The 18114-nt window shown below is 68.4% G+C and carries 14 protein-coding genes and 2 pseudogenes; 10 read left to right on the top strand and 6 right to left on the bottom strand.

Annotated features, from left to right (window positions below; all coding sequences use genetic code 11):
• Positions 1-1019: 1019 nt before the first annotated feature.
• The 4 genes and pseudogenes from ctaD to ABZ818_RS03590 all read left to right on the top strand — a co-directional run.
• Positions 1020-2735 (top strand): cytochrome c oxidase subunit I, encoded by a 1716-nt coding sequence (gene ctaD, locus ABZ818_RS03605; RefSeq protein ID WP_361410176.1) that lies wholly within the window; start codon positions 1020-1022, stop codon positions 2733-2735.
• Between the two features lie 3 nt (positions 2736-2738).
• Positions 2739-3299 (top strand): hypothetical protein, encoded by a 561-nt coding sequence (locus tag ABZ818_RS03600; protein ID WP_361410173.1) that lies wholly within the window; start codon positions 2739-2741, stop codon positions 3297-3299.
• Between the two features lie 411 nt (positions 3300-3710).
• Positions 3711-4892, top strand: a pseudogene (locus tag ABZ818_RS03595) (family 10 glycosylhydrolase); the annotation flags it as partial.
• A gap of 428 nt (positions 4893-5320) precedes the next feature.
• A pseudogene (locus ABZ818_RS03590) lies at positions 5321-5588 on the top strand (helicase); the annotation flags it as partial.
• Positions 5589-5712: 124 nt separating this feature from the next.
• On the opposite strand, the gene ABZ818_RS03585 reads toward ABZ818_RS03590, so the two are convergent.
• The 4 genes from ABZ818_RS03585 to ABZ818_RS03570 all read right to left on the bottom strand — a co-directional run bounded on the left by ABZ818_RS03585 (position 5713) and on the right by ABZ818_RS03570 (position 8190).
• Complete coding sequence (locus ABZ818_RS03585; protein ID WP_361410169.1) at positions 5713-6102, bottom strand: hypothetical protein; 390 nt, start codon at positions 6100-6102, stop codon at positions 5713-5715.
• Positions 6103-6556: 454 nt separating this feature from the next.
• Complete coding sequence (locus tag ABZ818_RS03580) at positions 6557-7144, bottom strand: hypothetical protein (RefSeq protein ID WP_361410166.1); 588 nt, start codon at positions 7142-7144, stop codon at positions 6557-6559.
• A gap of 3 nt (positions 7145-7147) precedes the next feature.
• Complete coding sequence (locus tag ABZ818_RS03575) at positions 7148-7333, bottom strand: DUF397 domain-containing protein (protein ID WP_361410163.1); 186 nt, start codon at positions 7331-7333, stop codon at positions 7148-7150.
• A complete protein-coding gene (locus ABZ818_RS03570) occupies positions 7330-8190 on the bottom strand; it encodes a helix-turn-helix transcriptional regulator (RefSeq protein ID WP_361410160.1) in 861 nt (286 codons plus the stop codon). The genes ABZ818_RS03575 and ABZ818_RS03570 overlap by 4 nt, the downstream gene beginning before the upstream one ends.
• A gap of 385 nt (positions 8191-8575) precedes the next feature.
• Here ABZ818_RS03570 and ABZ818_RS03565 point away from each other — a divergent pair, with 385 nt between their 5' ends.
• Both ABZ818_RS03565 and ABZ818_RS03560 read left to right on the top strand, forming a co-directional pair.
• On the top strand, positions 8576-9697 hold the full coding sequence (locus tag ABZ818_RS03565) for a hypothetical protein (RefSeq protein WP_361410158.1): 1122 nt from the start codon (positions 8576-8578) through the stop codon (positions 9695-9697).
• Positions 9698-9840: 143 nt separating this feature from the next.
• The gene (locus ABZ818_RS03560; RefSeq protein ID WP_361410155.1) at positions 9841-10278 is read left to right on the top strand and encodes an ATP-binding protein; all 438 of its coding nucleotides are present in this window, start codon (positions 9841-9843) and stop codon (positions 10276-10278) included.
• Positions 10279-10413: 135 nt separating this feature from the next.
• Here the strand turns inward: ABZ818_RS03560 and ABZ818_RS03555 are convergent, their stop codons facing one another.
• Positions 10414-12300, bottom strand: coding sequence for a DUF2075 domain-containing protein (locus ABZ818_RS03555; RefSeq protein WP_361410152.1), 1887 nt, complete (start codon positions 12298-12300; stop codon positions 10414-10416).
• Between the two features lie 431 nt (positions 12301-12731).
• Positions 12732-14684 carry a hypothetical protein gene (locus tag ABZ818_RS03550; RefSeq protein ID WP_361410149.1) on the bottom strand — a complete coding sequence of 651 codons (1953 nt, stop codon included), beginning with the start codon at positions 14682-14684 and terminating at the stop codon, positions 12732-12734.
• 105 nt (positions 14685-14789) lie between these two features.
• Between ABZ818_RS03550 and ABZ818_RS03545 the strand changes: the two genes are divergently transcribed.
• From ABZ818_RS03545 to ABZ818_RS03530, 4 genes are all read left to right on the top strand, one after another.
• Positions 14790-15347, top strand: coding sequence for a hypothetical protein (locus ABZ818_RS03545; RefSeq protein WP_361410146.1), 558 nt, complete (start codon positions 14790-14792; stop codon positions 15345-15347).
• Positions 15348-15474: 127 nt separating this feature from the next.
• Positions 15475-16635 carry a polyprenyl synthetase family protein gene (locus ABZ818_RS03540; RefSeq protein ID WP_361410143.1) on the top strand — a complete coding sequence of 387 codons (1161 nt, stop codon included), beginning with the start codon at positions 15475-15477 and terminating at the stop codon, positions 16633-16635.
• Positions 16632-17261 (top strand): biliverdin-producing heme oxygenase, encoded by a 630-nt coding sequence (locus ABZ818_RS03535; protein ID WP_361410140.1) that lies wholly within the window; start codon positions 16632-16634, stop codon positions 17259-17261. Before ABZ818_RS03540 ends, ABZ818_RS03535 begins: the two co-directional genes overlap by 4 nt.
• A 198-nt stretch (positions 17262-17459) precedes the next feature.
• A complete protein-coding gene (locus ABZ818_RS03530; protein WP_361410138.1) occupies positions 17460-17996 on the top strand; it encodes a hypothetical protein in 537 nt (178 codons plus the stop codon).
• Positions 17997-18114: the final 118 nt, after the last annotated feature.

Below are 18114 nucleotides of genomic sequence, written 5' to 3'. Positions count from 1 at the left end.
TGGTGTCCCTTTCCGGGAGTCGAGAACCGCGAGGAGTCCTCCGGACGCCGACACCGCTCTCGCTCCCGTGTCCCGTGCTCGTTCTCGTGCGATCGGGTCCGGTTCGCTCGGTTCGACTTCCGAAGGCGCCTCAGGGCTTAATTTAGGACGTGAGTTAAACCTCCGGGAGAGGACTCGTCAAGGGATCCGGCAAGGGCGAATCGGCGGCCGGTGACGGCGGAGGCGGCTCCGCCGACCCGATGTGGCCGGCACGCGCCGCCTGACCTGCGGCAGGAGGGCGGGGAAGACGCAGTACAACGGTTGGGTCTCGGCGCCCGGCGCGGACGCGCCCGGCGAGGAGGGACGCATCTCCATTGGCGGCAGCAGAACTTGACGCGATGTCACTTCCTGTCTGGCCGAACCCCGTCGCACCTCTTGACGCTTCCTTCACTCGCATGAAGCATTCACCGTCAAGAGAGCGCTCTCGAACCCCCCACCGTTCATTTCCTGAACAGGAGAGATCGCTCCATCCCTCTGTCCCGCCGCACTCCCATGGCCTGGCGGTGCGGGGACGGGCCGGACCCTTCCCAGAGTGCGGTGACGGGCCGGCCCCTTCCCAGTGTGCGGGGACGGGTCGGCCCCTACCGATGCAGGGGGAGGGGTCGGCGTTGGGGCCCCGAGACGCCCGCCGGGACCAAGCAGGGCTTTTGGGCCCTACCCGCATCCCCGTGCGGGGACTGTTCGGCCCTATCGGCACCCCGTACCCCTCCGGCGATCATGAGGCGGCGGCCGGGAGGGCCGGGTCCGTTCCTCAACCGGAGCACCTCCGGGCTCGTCGTTGTGTCGATGAACCAAGCAGATGCGGAGGGCACCGTCCGGTGGACGAGGTGCGCATACAACAGGCGGCGGCAGCGCGGCCGGAAGCCCCGGAAGAGGGGGACGAGGCCACGCCGGCTCCCGGTACCGCGGTGGCGGACAAGGACGCGGCCCGTGGCCCAGTGACAGGAGGGCAGGCGGCCCAGGTCCCAGGACACGGCGCCGTGCGACCCTCGTGGGTCGAGTGGCTGACCACCACCGACCACAAGAAGATCGGGACGCTGTATCTCGTCACCGCCTTCGCGTTCTTCGTCCTCGGTGGCGTGATGGCGCTGGCGATGCGGGCCGAACTCGCCCGGCCCGGACTGCAGATCATGTCGAACGAGCAGTTCAACCAGGCGTTCACGATGCATGGCTCGATCATGCTGCTGATGTTCGCGATGCCGCTCTTCACCGGCTTCGCGAACTGGATCATGCCGCTGCAGATCGGGGCGCCCGACGTCGCCTTCCCGCGGCTGAACATGCTCGCCTACTGGCTGTTCCTGCTCGGCTCCCTCATCGCCGCGGGCGGTTTCCTCACCCCGCAGGGCGCGGCCGACTTCGGCTGGTTCCTGTACGCGCCGCTGTCGGACGCGGTCCACTCGCCGGGCATCGGATCCGACATGTGGATCATGGGTGTGGCGCTGTCCGGCTTCGGCAGCATCCTCGGCTCGGTCAACTTCATCACCACGATCATCTGCATGCGCGCGCCCGGCATGACGATGTTCCGTATGCCGATCTTCACCTGGAACGTCCTGCTGACCGCGCTCCTCGTGCTGCTCGTCTTCCCCGTGCTCGCGGCGGCGCTGTTCGCCCTGGAGATGGACCGCAAGTTCGGCAGCCACATCTTCGACTCGGCCAACGGCGGGGCACTGCTGTGGCAGCACCTGTTCTGGTTCTTCGGCCATCCCGAGGTGTACATCCTGGCGCTGCCGTTCTTCGGCATCGTGAGTGAGGTCATCCCGGTCTTCGCCCGCAAGCCGATGTTCGGCTACATGGGCCTGATCGGCGCCACCATCTCCATCGCGGGCCTGTCGCTGACCGTTTGGGCGCACCACATGTACGTCACCGGTGGCGTGCTCCTGCCGTTCTTCTCCTTCATGACGTTCCTGATCGCGGTCCCGACCGGGGTGAAGTTCTTCAACTGGCTCGGCACCATGTGGAAGGGGTCCCTGAGCTTCGAGACGCCGATGCTGTGGACGGTGGGCTTCCTGATCACGTTCCTCTTCGGCGGTCTGACCGGAGTGATCCTGGCCTCCCCGCCGCTGGACTTCCACCTGTCCGACTCGTACTTCGTGGTGGCGCACTTCCACTACACGATCTTCGGCACGGTGGTGTACGCGATGTTCGCCGGATTCCACTTCTGGTGGCCGAAGTTCACGGGCAAGATGCTCGACGAACGGCTCGGCAAGATCACGTTCTGGACGCTCACGGTGGGCTTCCACCTCACGTTCCTGATCCAGCACTGGCTGGGCGTGGAGGGCATGCCGCGCCGGTACGCCGACTACCTCGCGGCCGACGGCTTCACCACCCTCAACACCCTGTCCACGGTCGGGTCGTTCCTGCTCGGCCTGTCGATCCTGCCGTTCTTCTACAACGTCTGGAAGACGGCAAAGTACGGCAAGCCGGTCGGCGTCGACGACCCGTGGGGCTACGGCCGCTCCCTGGAGTGGGCGACCTCCTGCCCGCCGCCGCGGCACAACTTCACCTCCCTACCCCGCATTCGGACCGAGTCCCCGGCGTTCGACCTGCACCATCCGGAGATCTCCGGGATCACGGGTGTCACCGGGGTCGGCGGGGCCGCCGGCGTCACCGGGGCGGTCGGTGTCGCCGGGGCGGTCGGTGTCGCCGGGGCTGCAGGGGCCGCAGGTCGGGCCGAGGTGGAAGAGGCGGCGAGGTAGGCCGTGCCACACGCCGTCGCCGCCATGGGAGCCGCGGCGCTCACCACCGCGGGCTCCGTCTGGTACGTGCCGGCCCTCGCCGACCTGCGGGCCGGCGCGGACCGGCCCGAGTCCCGGCGCATCGCCGCCGCGGCCTGCGTGACCGGCTGGGCCGGCACGGGCGCCCTCGCCGTGCTGCTGCTCGTCGCCGAGGCATGGTGGACGCCGGTCGCCGCGGCCGTGGCCGGCGCCACCGTCGCCGGCGCCCTGCGCCTGCACGCCGCCGCCCGGCGCAGGCACGAGGCCCGCGAGATGGCCCACCACTGGACCCACCTGGGCCACGTCCCACCCCCGACCGGCCCGTCCCACTCCCGCAACGTCGTCGCCACCGTCCTTGCCTGCGGCCTGGCCGCGGCGGTGGCCGTGGCAGCCCTGCACGCCTTCTCCGGCCCGGCTGACGACCCCGGTTGGCTGACGGCCGCGGCCCCCGTCGCCGTCATGGGCGTGTTCCTCACCGCGGCAGCGGGGTACGCCCACGCGACGCGCCCCGCCACGGCCGGCGTCCGGGAACGGCGACGGCGCTAGCGAGGCCAACGGGCATTGATCAGAGCCCGTCAGGTCGGTTCTTCATGAGGGCCGGTGTACCGGAGGGAGGCCCTGGCGCTGCACCGCATCTGTTCGCGGTGCAGCGGTTCGCCAAGCCGAGGAGGGACCGGCTCCCGGCAGCCGAGGAGGTGCCCACCGACGGCCGAACCGGGTGGCGAGACAGGATGCGGACCCAACTCCGCGTCGATGTAAGTTTCTTACATTGAACGCTAGCGATTTGGTAACTATTTTCACGCCGCTCGTTGACCAGGCACGGCGCGCTGGGAACGGTGATCCGATCAAGCCGCCGCTCCCGTCTCTCTTCAAGGAGTCCGCGTGACCGACACCGCGAACCACGGCTCGGCCGCACGTCGCCCCACGCGCCGCGTCCTGCTGCGGGCCGCAGGACTGATGGCCGGCCTGGCCGCCACGGGGTTGCCCGTCCCCGCTGCCGCAGCGGCCGCCGCCGACGGCCCCCCGACCGCGTCCCGCGACCGCGAGCTGCGTGGCGAGTGGATCGCCACCGTCGCCAACATCGACTGGCCCTCACGGACCGGACTGAGCCCCGCCGTACAGCAGGAGGAGTTCATCACGCTGCTCGACCACGCCAGATCGATCGGGCTCAACGCGATATTCGCGCAGGTCCGCCCGGCGGCCGACGCCTTCTGGCCGTCACGCTACGAGCCGTGGTCGCAGTACCTGACCGGCACTCAGGGCCAGGATCCCGGCTACGACCCGCTGGACTTCATGGTCAAGGCCGCGCACGACCGCGGGCTGGCCCTGCACGCGTGGTTCAATCCGTACCGCGTCTCGCAGCAGTCCGACGTCACCAAGCTCGTGCCCGGTCACCCGGCGCGGCTGCACCCGGAATGGATCGTCTCCTACGGCGGCCGGTTGTACTACAACCCTGGCATCCCGGCCGCCCGCGCCTTCGTCGAGAACGCCATCATGGACGCGGTGGAGCGATACGAGATCGACGGCGTCCACTTCGACGACTACTTCTACCCCTACCCGGTGGGCGGCCAGGACTTCCCCGACGACGAAGCCTTCGCCACGTACGGCGCGGGCTTCACCGACCGGGCCGCCTGGCGCCGGCACAACGTGGACCTGCTGGTGCAGGAGATGCGCGACCGGGTACGCAACGTCCGTCCCGAGGCGGCGTTCGGCATCAGCCCCTTCGGCATCTGGCGCAACGCCTCGAGCGACCCACGGGGCTCGGCCACCAACGGCACCCAGTCCTACGACGCGATCAACGCCGACACCCTGGGCTGGGTGCGCAAGGGCTGGGTGGACTACATCGCCCCGCAGCTGTACTGGAACATCGGTCTGGCGGTGGCCGACTACGCCGTCCTCGCTCCGTGGTGGGCGCAGGCGGTCCGCGGCACCGACGTGCAGCTGTGGGTCGGAGAGGCCGTGTACAAGGTCGGCGACCCCGCCCAGCCGGCCGCCTGGCAGGACCCGGCCGAGCTCTCCCGGCATCTGACGATGGACAGGGGACTGCCGGAGATCAGCGGCGAGATCCTGTTCAGCGCCGCCGATGTGACCGCCGACCCGATCGGCGCGATCACCCGGCTGACCGCCGACCACTGGCAGCGGCCCGCGCTGCCCCCGGTCCTGCCGAGACTCGCCCGCGGGCCCGCACCACTGCCCCCGCTCGCGTCGGCGGCCCGGACGGCCGACGGCGGGCTCCGGATCGAGGTGCGCTCCCGCGGCAACCACGTCCCCGCGCTGTACGCCCTGCGGCAACACACCGCCGACGACGCCGGCCTCGTGGCCGTACTCGCGGGCGCCCGCCACACCGAGTGGACCGTTCCGGCGGCCCCGGAGGGAGCGACGTACACGGTCACGTCGGTGGACCGCGCCAACCGTGAGAGCTCCTCGATCACGGTTCGGATGCCTGGCCGCTGACATGGCATCACCTCCCACAGTCCGGATCCGGCGGCGCAGGGCCGGATCCGGACTGCGGGAGGCGCTCGGACGCCCTGCGCGCCACGGCACCGTTGCCCGGCCCGGAGGACTCCCAGGTCCTGTTCATGGGCGGGACCCGGGCCAGTTGCACCCCTTCGCCACCGTGGACACCAACCGCTGGCAAGGCCTGACCTTTGCCTGTGTCCTGGCGCCTTCCAGAGATGGCAGCGCCCCCTGGTGGAAAAGGCGTTCTACCCCTTCACCTCGGGCACGAACGCCGCCGACCGCGTCCTCACGTACAGCAGCACCGCGCGCCGTACGACCCCGCAGGACGCCGTCCTGGCCCGCGCGGCGGAGTCGGGCTGGGGCCTGCTGGAACTGGCCGAGGCCCTCGCGGTACGGCGGGCCGCCTCCTGTCTCACGGCGCCCTGGTCAACGGCGAGCCTTCGTCGGCTGTCAACGCGGCCCTCCGAGTCCCGAGATCCTGGAGGATGCCCCGGACGGCTCACAGCAAGGGGTCCGCCGTGCGCTTCGGCTTCTGGTCGCGGACCCATTGCTTGAACTCCCGCACCAGTCCGATGGCCGCTTCGCGGTCCTGGGTTGAGAGGCGCAGGGCGTAGACGGGTCCCATGCTGCGGCGGATGCGCTTCGCCCGCACGAGATCTCCTGCGTCGCGTGCGGCACGGAACTCGGCAGCCATCCCGTCGAACACCCAACGAGCCTCGGTGTCACGCGCCTTGGACTGCTCGGGATCCTCTCGGTTCTCCTGTTCCCGCGGGGACGGAGCGTCCTTGTGGCTACTGAAGACGGTGCGCCAGTGCTGCAGTCGGTCCTTGGCGAGCCTCGGCAGGAAGGGATACCCGATCCGCGACGCCAGACAGTCCGCCTCTTGCATGATCCGGTAGAGATCCAGGAACGGCAGCTCGGCGCCCCTGGCCGTCGAGATACCGGAGGATGGCGTTGAGACCTACTCGCGGTTCCTCACCTGGACGGGCGGGTGGCAGACCTGATGGCTTGGTCACCGGCTTCTGTGCCACACGGTGTGCACGGTGAAGACGCTGCTGGTGCTCTCTCCAAATGTCGGCCGTTCTCGCCGCCTCGGTCCAGTGGGGCCAGCTGAGCGCCACGAGCACTTGGCGGAAGAAGGAGGGCGGTGCGCTGTTCCGCTGTGCCTGGATGGAGAAGGTGACCAGACTGGATCTTAATGGTTGCCTGCTACATAGGAAGAGTCTGTGAAGGACGGGACTGTAGGGCATTCGACCCACGCGAGAGGAATGTCGGCTTCAGTAGCACGCCGACACAAACGGCGGAGCTCGCCGGGTTAGTGGCATATCCGCACAAAGCACCCGTCAGGTGGCGTCGTAGGCAAGCTCGGCCAAAGCGAGTGCCTGCTTCAGGGTCTTTTCGTCTCGAATATGAATATTCACCCTGTATCGGTAATTTCCCTTGGTGAGCGGATAGGCATCCGGGGCCACCTTCGCGATCTCGTCGCTGTGCTGCAGACGGAAGTTGATCAGGCCCGTCGCCGCGAAGGCGTAGGCGAAGCCGCCGTACTGGCTGCCCTTGCGGCGGAGCCGGAGGTAGCCGGTGTAGTCGAGCGGCTCGCCCTCCTGCAACGTCTGGCGCTTGATGCCGTGGACTCCGACGCTCTCCCAGGTGCCGGCTTCCGCCATGAAGTCGATGAACTGCTGAGCAGCGGGATTGAAGGCGAGCTGCGCCTTCACGGCGTCCTGCCCCTCCTCCGCGACCCCCGGTACGTCACCGTCGATTAGCCATCCGAAGTCGACGTCGTCATCACTGTCGGGGTCGACGACCACCTGAGGCGTCCGGCGCGCGGTGTCGACCGCACGGGGCCGCTGCTGGACAAGCTCGCGGACCACCTCGGACGCGTCGAGTTCCTGCGGCGTGCCCTCGAAGCAGACATAGGTGAGCTTCACGGGTCAGACCTCGGCCGCGAACGTCACGAACTGGATCCAGCCGTCCCGGCTCACGGCGAAGTGCGGACGCGCCACATCCTTGGAGTCCCGTACGTGGATGGCCTGCTTGGTGACGGCGACCTCCACGCAGTCGTCGCCCTGTGCGCTGCTGTAGCTGGACTTGAACCAGTCGAGTTCTGACGTGTTCATAGCGCTCCTCTGATCCGCATCAGCAGGCTCATGGAGTCCGTCGGAGAAAGTGCCTGCGAGCGCAGTCTCGCATAGCGCATGTGGATCCGGCTCACCTCTTTCGAGTCGGTGATCAAGCGGCCGTTCTCCTGGCCCTCGGAGTATGCTCGCCAGCGGCCGTCCGGCGCCTCCAACAGCCGAACGGGCCCAGAAAGACATGCGTGTTGCTGACTACTCGCTGGCATGACCTGGAGCGTGACGTTGCGCAGCAGGCTGAACTCGAGAATGAGATCGAGCTGCTCAGCAGTCACTTGCGTACCTCCCAAGCGACGCATGAACACGGCCTCCTCAATGACGAAGTCGAACGTCGTGTTGGGCCGCTCCTGGAGCAGCCTTTGACGTTCCATGCGCGCCCCCACGGTGGTTTCAAGAACCTCATCCGACAGGGGTGGAATCTCGTTCTCGCAGAGGGCGCGCACGTACCCCTCCGACTGCAACAGTCCTGGAACCAGTCGGCATTCATACGTACAGAGACTCACCCCCGTACGCTCCAGCCTCGCCCACTGCCGAAACCAAGCCGCCAACCCCGCCTCCCCCCGCGTCAGAAACCGCGCCGAGTTCCGCAGTGCCCCCGTGTTCCCCAGGGCCTCCTCAGCACGCTCCACGAACGACAGGTCCGGCATCCGGCGCCCCAGCTCCACCGACTCCACGGTGTGCTTGGAAAACCGGACGATCTCCCCGAACTGCACCCTGCTCAGCCCGGCGTGCTCGCGCAGGGCCTGAACGACGGCCCCGAACGTCCGCAGACTGTCCGCCGGGTCCGGTTCCCGCTCGCACTCCCCGCCCGGCACCGCCGGTCCGGCGTGATCGGTCGGCATGAGGCCACCTCCAGATGCGCACACGCGCCAAGTCCCCGCGATCAAGGGCATCCAGGGTGGCCGGTCCGAATTCGTACTGTCCACCGAACGCATCCGTACGCTGACTCAGCGTACGGAGCGGCGTGCATGCCCTCACGGCGTGTTGTTCACGGGTGCCGAACCGACTCGGGGTCGCCTGGTGTGTGACGGAGTTGACCGCAATGAAGGCGATCACGACGGAGGTCCACACAACGGCACCAGCCGCATGATGACGCGCTAAGGTTTGCAGCTCATGGGACATCCGTCGACAGATGTGCCGGTTATTGAGTCACCGTGTTGAGACGCCAGCGGGGTTGGCCGAACCAGGCAACCCGGCTACACGCTGAACCGCCCGGGGGGGGCCATCATGACCGAAGCTCCGATTGACGCTGCCGACGCCGACGGCGACGAGGACGTCGACCGAAAGGTTGTCGAGCAAGAACAGGCCGAGCTAAGGGAGTTCATCAAAGGCCTGAGCGCGGACGATATCAAGTCCGGCAACTGGTTCACCAAGCTCAGCGCTCAGGCCATGAGCTCCTACACCGCCAAGGTCGACTGGCAGTATTTCCAGGAGCGGTACGCGGGCGTACCCGCGGATGGCATCGTCAATCAGCGGATCAAGATGGCGGCTCGGTACGCCGCGCTCGAAGGCGGGCTCTCCGCCGGGGCCTACTCGGCAGCCGTGGTCGCCACCCTCGGGAGCCTTGGCGGTGCCTCGCCGGCGACTGTCCCGGCCGCTGTCGCGACCCTGATGGTCGATGTCGCGTTCATCACCCGGCTCCAGCTCCGCCTGGCCTACGACATCTCAGTCCTCTACCGGGTCCCGCTCGACCCGTCCGACCCCGAGGACATGTGGAAGCTCATTCGAGTGGCCTTCACGATCAAGAGCGGGGAAGTGGTCCGGGAAGGCGTGGTCAAGGCGGTCCCGGTCATGGTCCGGCCGGTGATCAAGCGCTTCTACTCCAAAGCGGTACTGAGCGCCGCGAAGGGGCTCCCCTTCGTCGGGAAGTTCCTCCTGCAGCGCAACGTCATCAAGATCGGTATCCCCGTGGTCGGCGTTCCCCTCGCGGTGGTGCTGAACCGCTATACAACGCTGCTCGCGGGGCGGCACGCGCAGGCCGTCTTCCGGAACGAGGCGCGGGTGATCGAACTCGCCGAGAATCTGAGCAAGCGGAGTCAGCACCCGCAGTTGATGCTGTGGGTCGCATGGCTCGTCATCAGGGCGAACCGCAAGATGGCCGACAATGAGGCGCTGTTGATGCGCCACCTGGTGAGGGTGGTTCGGGAGCAGCATCAGGTGGTCGACGAACAGCTCGCTCACCTCGTCGATATCGACCCCGCCGAAGTGTGGCGGCGCATAGATGCCGAGCCAGGGGATCTGAGCGACATCATCGACGCGGCCGAGCAGGTGGCCACCGTGAACGGTGACGTCAACGCGCGTGAGAAAGCCGTCATCTCCGAGCTTCGAGACCGCTGCAACCGAGTCTGACGCCGTCCCCGCGCCGCCGAAGATCGCGGTGGCTCAGCACTTCTACCGGCCACCGCACTCTTCACCGAGCACCTCCGTACGGTGACTCTCCGTACGCGACGAGCTGCTGGCGCCCGGCGCCTCACGCCCGTCACCGTGTCCCCATGAACGCAGCAACGCCCCAGCTCCCCACCGCCGTACAGACCTTCACACAGCAGTTTTCGTCCACGCGTCGGGGTGCCCGCCTCGCCCGGCTCCTCACCTACGAGCAGTTGCGCACCTGGCAGACGTCACCCGATGCCACCACCGACCGTGCCGAACAGATCGTCGCGGAACTCGCCAGCAACGCGGTACTGCACGGCCGCGTCCAGGGACGGGACTTCCGTCTCGACCTTACTCACGACCCGGTCGCAGGCCTCCTCCGCGTCGCGGTCGCGGACGCGTCCGGGGACCGGATCCCCTCGCCCGGGACGGACTTCGTCACGCCGCCGCACAGCGAGTCAGGCCGCGGCCTGCTCATCGTGACCGCCCTCGCCGACCGCTGGGGCACGGAACTGTATCCGCCCTCCGGCAAGACGGTCTGGGCCGAGTGCGTGGTGTGAAGAGGCGGCCGAGCTTCGTGTCACTGGCTCAGGCTTGAATGGGCCACTGACTGTCCACGACGTCGCTGCTGTCCTGCCGGGGCCTCTCGGCGCTGCGCGCTGTGCGCCTCTCTATCGCCGTGGCCGAGGCCGATGTCAGGCCGTGGTGAGTTCCCGTTCCACCCCTCCCGCCAGCTCCCGCAGCTTGTCCCTCGTCTCCGGGTCCGTCGAGTAGACGATCGTTCCGATCATGCCGCGTGTCAGCAGCACCTTGTAGGTGTTGCGGATCAGCCGGTCGACGTCGTCGTCCGCGGTCGACTTCTTGAAGACCGGGTCCTTCGACGCCGTACGGTCCGTGACCCAGCGGTCGCCGCGCCAGACCAGGTCGGGGCCGATTATCACGCCGGACCAGTCGTACTCGAAGCCCTGGGCGGTGTAGACGCAGCCGACCTGGCCGAAGCCGGCCGGGTCGGTGGCCCACAGGGCGGACGGCGGCGCGCCGGAGACGGACCGTTCGCCCCGGAGGTTCCAGGGGCGGGCCCAGGCACCGATGACGACATCGGCAGGAAGTGGGTCGCCGGGCCTGGGTTCAGGGGACCAAGGCCAGCAGTAGCCGGCGGACATGCGGGCGCCGTAGCCCTGGGTCCGGCGGACCTCCAGGAATGCCTCCAGCTCCTGGGGACTGTCGGCGACCAGCAGTTGCATGCGGTCGTCGGGTTCCCAGACCACTGGGCCGCCGCGTTCCAGGCCGAGGAGGCGTTTCACCCAGCGCAGGTACGCGTCGCTGCCGCCGCAGCGGAACTGGCTCTCCAGCGGTACGACGTGGCACTCAAAGCCCTTGGCCGCCGCGGCGGCCTTGATGTCCTCCACGGTGCCCATCTCGCCGGGGCGCACTACCTGGTGCTCGTCGAGGAGGAAGACGGGGACGCGGGCGACGTCGATGAGTTCGTCGATCTGCCGCTTGCCGGTGCGGTGGGCCGCCTGGGTGTAGCGGTTGGCGGAGGTTTCGCGGATGCGGTGGGCCTCGTCGCAGATCAGGACGTCGAGGGAGTTCTTCTCGGTCGTCATGAAGCTGTTGAAGTACTTGAACAGGTCCTGCACTTCGCGCTTGCGGGTGCCAGCGACCTTGCGCATCGTCTTGGTGAACGACTGGGAGCCGGTGGCGTGCAGGGCGGGGACCCCCTGCCGGTACAGCTCGCCGAGCAGAGAGAGTGCGATGACGCTCTTGCCGGTGCCGGGGCCGCCGGTGACGACCACTATCTCCTTGTGGTCGGACCGCTTGGCCTTGCGTACGGCGTTGAGCACCATGCGGTACGCGACCTGCTGCTCATCCAGGAGGACGAACTGCTCACGCTCGCGCACCTCCTGGGCCGCGACCGACATCAGCTGCTTCGACGGGACCGTCCTGCCCGCCTGGAGTTCGTCGGCCGCGCGGGCCCCGGGCACCTTGTCGCTGAGCTTGGTACGGAGGTGGTCGATGAACTCGCCACGGCGCTCGCCGGTGAACATCTGGCCGCGGTCGTCGAGTTCGATGGCGCGCAAACCGCCCACGCCGAACTCCGTGGCGTTGTGCAGGTACGCCACGCCACTGACCCGGCCCGGGTGTTCGGCCACCGCGCCGTTGAAGTTGACGAGGTACTCGCAGTAGCGGCGCACCTGCTCGATGGGGTTGAGGACCGGGTGCGCGTAGGCGTCGATCCGGCACAGCGCCGGGTCGTCCTCGTCCGGTTCGGCCTGGCTCCACTGCTTCAGTTCGATGACCACGTACGACGGCTCACCCGTCACGGGGTGCACTCCCGCGAGGACGGCGTCGGCGCGCTTGCTGTTCAGCGGGAGCGCGTACTCCAGCATGACCTCGACCTCTCCGAGGCCCGCATCGTTGAGCGCTGCGGCCAGCGCGGGGATGCTCCGCTCCCAGGAGCGGACCTCGGCGGTGCTGGGCCGGTAGCCGTGCATATGGACGAACTGCTCGGTGAGGTGGAGATACAGCGAACTGTCGAGCGTTCTCGCAGCGATGGTCTTCGCGGACTCGCGGAACAGCAAGGATTTCCCCCAGGCAGCACGAAATGACTCGTGCGGGTGGGGGCATGTCCTTCGAGACTCCACCGAAGTGGAGCGGAAGCCCGTCGGGCCGCAGTGACGATGGAACCGAGAGTACCTGGCGGTACTGACAGTCGTGTTGACGACCACCGGTACGGGGCACCAACCTGTCCGGTGCTACCCCGCCCGCCCTCGGCCGTCCGCTGTCACTGCCGCGCCCGTACCGCCGCGATGACCGCCCCGCCACTCCGGCGCGTCCGGCTCCTCGTGGACTCCAGGAGGTGCTAGCCGGCGTGGCGGGCCAGGCGTCGCGGCTCTGGCCGGGGGGACGTTCCGCTCCTCGGCAGCCGCACCGCAGTCGTTCGGTCGGGAAGTCCTGTCCGACCGGACAACCTGTTGACTGCGGTGCGGCCGGGGCCGGAGACCCGGTGCCGTCAGGTCACCGGCTTGTACCCGAGGATGAACGTGGCCGGCAGGCCGCTGCCCGGGTTGCCCGAAGTGCTCGGCTTGGCCAGGGAGTACACCGGGGCGTTCACCGCCTTCAGTGCCTCCAGCGCCTTGGCCTCCCCTGCTGCCGCTCCGTAGTAGAGGTGGAACTCTGCCACAAGGCCCGCATTCGGATCGCCGGGTACGGGTTCCACCGGGACGGAGACGTCGAGGACCGTGCCCTGGTCGTACGGGCCGGCGTCGGTGAAGGACCCCTCATGGTGGAGCTTGGGCCGCCCTGAACCCGGGTCGGGCCCGGCCAGACCGTAGTCGCTGGCGAACCCCACGTTGGGGTGGTCCGCCTTGAGGGTGACGTACTCCTTGGTCGCGGTCGGTTCCACGTCCCAGTCGACGACCCGCCGGTAGGTGATGTGCGGCTGGTCGCCAGGCGGAGCCAGTGAGGTGACCGTGACGGACACGTCATACAGCTCGGGACGTGCCGAGGGCTTGTACTCGTGCGTGACGTACACCGGGTAGTCGGTGCCCGCCAGCCGCACCGTCGACTTGGCTGTGGTCGGCGTGGTGGTGAACTCCGTCACCTCGGCGTTCGCCGACAGTCCGTGGACTCCGTGCGACCAGCCGCTCCACTGGCCGACACCTTCCGGCGGGGTGACCTGGATGCCCCATCCCTCGCAGTGGCAGGCGACGGCGGAGACGGCCTCGTAGTTGGTGGGTTTGTGCCGCAGGCCCACCTGGGTGGTTCCGGTGCCGGCGCTGGGCCTGCCGCCCGGCGTGATCAGATTCCCGCCGGGTTGTACGCCGATCTCCACGTCACTGGTGCCGACCGAACCGCCGAACAGCGAGGTGTACTTGGTCTCCCAGCGGCCCTCCTCCTCGCCGTCGCCCGGGCGGCCGTGGCTGATCATCAACGTGACCACGTTGCAGGCGCCGCCGATCCTGGTGTCGAGGGTCTTGTCCTCTTCCCGTGCGCTCTTGTCGTCCGCGAAGCAACGCCGTGGAATCCTGTCCCAGTTGACCACGGTGAAGGTCAGGCGCTTGTCGTCGTCCTGCATGGTGCGTACGGCCATGTTCCACAGCTTGGCCGGATCGGCCTGGCCGACGAGGTCGACGTAGTGCACTCCGCCGCCCTTGACCGTCCACTTGCCCGAGGCCTTGCCGTCGGCCGACAGTGCGATGGTCTCGTGCTTGGGGCGGGCCACCGGGAAGGTCGCGTCCGAGCCGGAGCCCCTCAGGGCACTGCACCATTGGGATACGTCCCCGTCCTGGTAGCGCCAGTACGAGCCGTAGTCCGCGGCGGTGCCGCCGCCGCACAGGTGGTAGTTGGCGACGCCGAACACGCGGAACTCCTCGTGGACGTCGCGGTGGTAGTCGTCGGTGATCATGTCTCGGATCTCGGTCGCGCCGTCGGGGAACCAGGCGCCGCCGATCCGCTCCCACGAGTGCCTGATCGCGTCCCGGCCGAACCGCTCGTCGAGGAACTCGGCGAAGATGAAGGCGCCGTACTGGCGGCCCGTGCCGAAGCCGTCCTGCTTGGTGAGTTCCTCCTCGGGCCGCTCGAAGAACTTAGGCAGATTGCGCGCGTAGTCGTAACGGCTGGCCGCCGGGACCGCGGGGTCGGGCGCGAGCGCCTGGTGCGCACCCCATTCCGCGGTGGCCTCCATCCAGGCGTTGAGGCTGCGCATGTTGAAGACGAGCCGCCAGCCGACGTACTTGTACTGCATCGAGTGGAACAGTTCGTGCCGGGGCAGATAGAACTCCTCCGCCTCTTGGCCCGTACTGAACTTCGTCCCGATGTGGATGATGTTCGCGTCGGCGAGCTCGTAGTCATGCTCGATGCACGCGAACCGGCCGCCGCGCCGGGGCAGTGCCAGTTGCGAGCGGCTGGGGCCTCGGTCACCGCGACGCTGCGAGGCGGTTAGGGTGCTGGTTCCGTCCCGCACCCCGTCTGCCCGGGAGACAAGGTCTTGAGTAATACCCCAGTCCCGCCCTCTGCCCGCGCAACGCAGAAGCCGCCGAAGAAGCACCGGCGGTTCGCGCTCTGGGGCGTGCTGGGACTGCTTGGTGCAACGACGGCGCTCTGCTCGGTGATATTCGCCTTCGCCCGCCTGGACAACCGTCACATCTGCACCCTGGAAGCCACACCGGCAGGAATCAGTGTCGATATCGTCCCGGCGATCGCGAATACAGTGTCCGAGGCGACACTCACGGCCTGCTGGGACGGCGCGTGCCAGGAGCAGCCCTTCGGGCAGAGGATGAACCAGCAGAGCGGGCTGTCGGCGGGAGACCCCGTCATGTCGACCGAATCCGCCGCAGCGACGGAAAGCCCTGCAGCGAGCCCCACTCAGGCATCGGATCCGGACGAACGTCATGTTTTCGTCGTCCTGAGCAGCCTGCCGGCAAAGCCGGTGGACGTCACCGTCGTACTCAGGAACCAGAACGGTGCCCCTGTGCTCCGTGAACGGATCCGCGTCACTCCCCAAGTGGTCCGTCCCAACGGCCGAAACTGCACTCCCGGCGGCCCCCAGGCGCACCTGCAGGTCACCGGAGAAGGACGGCTGACACTCCACGCGCAGGGCGCCAACACCCCGACGCCGAGCCGATGATCTGTGCCCGGTCCGGCCAGGCACTGTCCATCGCCAACACACAAGATCTCCGGTTGTAGTACTTGTGGCGCCCGGCCTTTACGATCATCCTTCTCCGCGTCGAGCGTTGTGCGTCGCGGAGGTGGGAGTGACTGCCACGGTGAGGCTGACCCGAGTGGAAGCGGTGGTGCGGAGTGACGCGGCACTGCTGGAGGACGACCTGGCCGAGTTCCTCGGCTCGTTGACCGTCGCACCGGCGCTCGGAGGCCCGGGGGCGGCATCGGTGTACGACGGGGCGTTACGGCATGCGTTGTACGAGCCGGTCGCGGATGCGGTCGGATCCAAGGTGGGGCAGGAGGCGTTGCCGCCCGCTGCCGGGGCGCCCGGCGGCACCAGGGCACCACTGCGCCCTTCGATGGTGTACTGGGCGTACCGCAACTACCGTGGCTTTCCCGACGAGGTCGGGGACGAGGCTTCCTCGGCCGACCTGGCGGTGATCCGCCGCGCGGCGGTGGCGGTGCGGATCCTGTTGAAAGCCGCGGTCGCACTCGACGACATCCAGGACGGCAGCGACGTCCGCTACGGTGAGGCCTCGCTCCACGTCACCCACGGCGTACCGCTCGCCCTCAACACCGGTTCCTGGCTGATCACGGCCGCACTGCGGCACGCAGCCGATCCGACGGTCGTGAACAGCCTGGTGCAGGCGGTCGGCAACGGCTTCACCGGCCAGGCCGTCGACATGGCCACGCGGTCTGCGCGCACCCGCGCGGAGTTGGTGGACGCGCCCCACGATGTGCGGGTGGACTTCTGGGCGTCGATGGCCGCGCTCAAGACCGGGACGTTGTTCTGGATGCCGCTCGACGCGGCGGTCGCGGCCCTGCGCGTCGTCGAAGGCGAGCGGCGCACACTGGACGACGCCATGCGCAAGCTCGGGCTGGCGAGCCAGCTGTTCAACGACCTGACCGACGTCGTGCCCGAACTCGGCGGGGCCAACACCCACGAGGACTTCGACGGACTGAGCAACCGTGTCTTCCTCGAACTTCTCGACTCCGCGCCGCCCGCACAGCGCGCCTCGGGTGAACTGGACGGAGACCGGATGAAGTCGTTCGTCCTCGGCCATCCCAAGCTGGAGCGCACGCTCCTCACACTCGCCGCAGAAGCGGTCGAACTGAAGCGCGCGGCAAAGGAGGCCGTGCACCGCGTGTGCCGCTCCGACCGCAGCACGGCGTACTTCGACCTGACGATCGAACGCAAGGGACACCTCATCGACCGCCTCCACCAGACGGTTCGGCAGCGGAGCGGCGCGTGACGGCCACGGTGGTCGAGCGCCTGCGCGCAAGCACCCGGGCATGGCACGATGCCTTGGAAACCAGCGGGTTCGCCACCGCGATGGTCGTCGGGACGCTCCCGCTCGACCGGTACGTCGGGCAACTCGCCGCCTACCGTGTGGTCCTGGAGACGCTCGAAGACGAACTGTCTCGCGCCGCAAGCCCGTCCGTCGACCGGGTGTGGTCGGCGGACCTCGCCAAACTCCCCCTCATCGAGCGCGACTTGCGGTATTTCGCCGCGTCCGACGTCGAACCGAAGCCCTGGGCAGCCGGAGAGACTGCGGCGTTCGCGCAGGAGATCCGACACACCGCGGCATCGACCCCCCAGGCTCTGCTCGGATTCCTGTACGTCCTGGAAGGCTCCACGCTCGGCGGCCTGGTACTGCGCCAGTACGTCACCACGGCCTACCGGCTCCACAACGCGGACGGCGTGGCCTACTACGGCAGCGGCGACCGTGACCGCTGGGCGCGCTTCACAACCCGCATGAACCAGGCACTCTCCGAGCCGGAGGCGCAAGACCGCGTCATCACCGCCGCCCACCGGGCCTACCACCACATCGCCGCGATGACCGACGCCCTGTCCGTAGGCCTCGCCCCGGGCCCGTGAACCGACGCCGATATGTGCACACCGCGGGTCTGATGCGCAAGGCCGGCGTCGACATGTCCGGGGTGCGGTTCGTGCGGTGGTGCCGTGTCGCGGAGGAACTCGCGGCCAGGCCCCGGCACGAGCCGACGCAACGGTGGACAGGGTTCCGGTCGAGCTGTTAAGCAGTGACCTCCACAAGTTGATCAACGGTAGATACTCATGCGTTCAGCCGCGCGGCGCGCGACACCGGTGCTGCTGGCAGCCGTCCTGCTGACTTCGTGCTCGTCCGGGCACGGGGACGCCACGGCGCCGGCCCCGGGCAAGGCCTCGTCCCCGGCCACGCCGGCCGCTGCCGGGCGCAGCGCCCCCGCAAGTCCTGCCTCGCCGGAGACGAGCCCTTCCGGGACGGCGGGCTACCCCACCACGGAAGCCGCGCCGGGAGCAGCGGTGCCGGAGGTCCGGGACGCCTTCGCCGTCCTCCAGGCCACGTACAACGACGGCTGCACCAACCCGGGGAACTGTGAGTACTTCCTCAACCGGGTGCTGACCAATCTCAACGACCTCTACAACTCGATGAAGGCCAGCCCGAAGGGCACCGGTCACTTCGCCGGTCCCCTCTCGCGGATCCGCGCGATGCAGGACGCCCTCGGAGGCGACTTGTCCTTCCCGAACCTCAAACGGCACCAGAAACTTCTGCTGGACACCCGGGAAGAGGTCAACACCTGGATGCAGGACCACCCCGACGACTACCGATAAATGCCCGTGGGACCGGCTCCCAAGCAGGGGACAGTCGGGGCGTCAGCCTGTCGATGGGGTGAACCCACCGACAGCGTCACCACGGCACACCCCAACCGCGGGGGCGGCGTTTGACGGC

The organism is Streptomyces sp. NPDC047453 (genome assembly GCF_040643155.1).
In the GTDB taxonomy this organism is placed as follows: Bacteria; Actinomycetota; Actinomycetes; order Streptomycetales; family Streptomycetaceae; genus Streptomyces.
Note: the sequence above shows the minus strand (reverse complement) of the source record. Positions and strands in the feature narration are given on the sequence as shown.

Coding starts and splice junctions, on each gene's coding strand:
- ABZ818_RS03585 (WP_361410169.1), bottom strand. CDS start 6,102: ATGCAAGAGGCGGACTGTCTGGCGTCGCGGATCGGGTATCCCTTCCTG.
- ABZ818_RS03575 (WP_361410163.1), bottom strand. CDS start 7,333: ATGAACACGTCAGAACTCGACTGGTTCAAGTCCAGCTACAGCAGCGCA.
- ABZ818_RS03570 (WP_361410160.1), bottom strand. CDS start 8,190: ATGCCGACCGATCACGCCGGACCGGCGGTGCCGGGCGGGGAGTGCGAG.
- ABZ818_RS03565 (WP_361410158.1), top strand. CDS start 8,576: ATGACCGAAGCTCCGATTGACGCTGCCGACGCCGACGGCGACGAGGAC.
- ABZ818_RS03560 (WP_361410155.1), top strand. CDS start 9,841: ATGAACGCAGCAACGCCCCAGCTCCCCACCGCCGTACAGACCTTCACA.
- ABZ818_RS03530 (WP_361410138.1), top strand. CDS start 17,460: ATGCGTTCAGCCGCGCGGCGCGCGACACCGGTGCTGCTGGCAGCCGTC.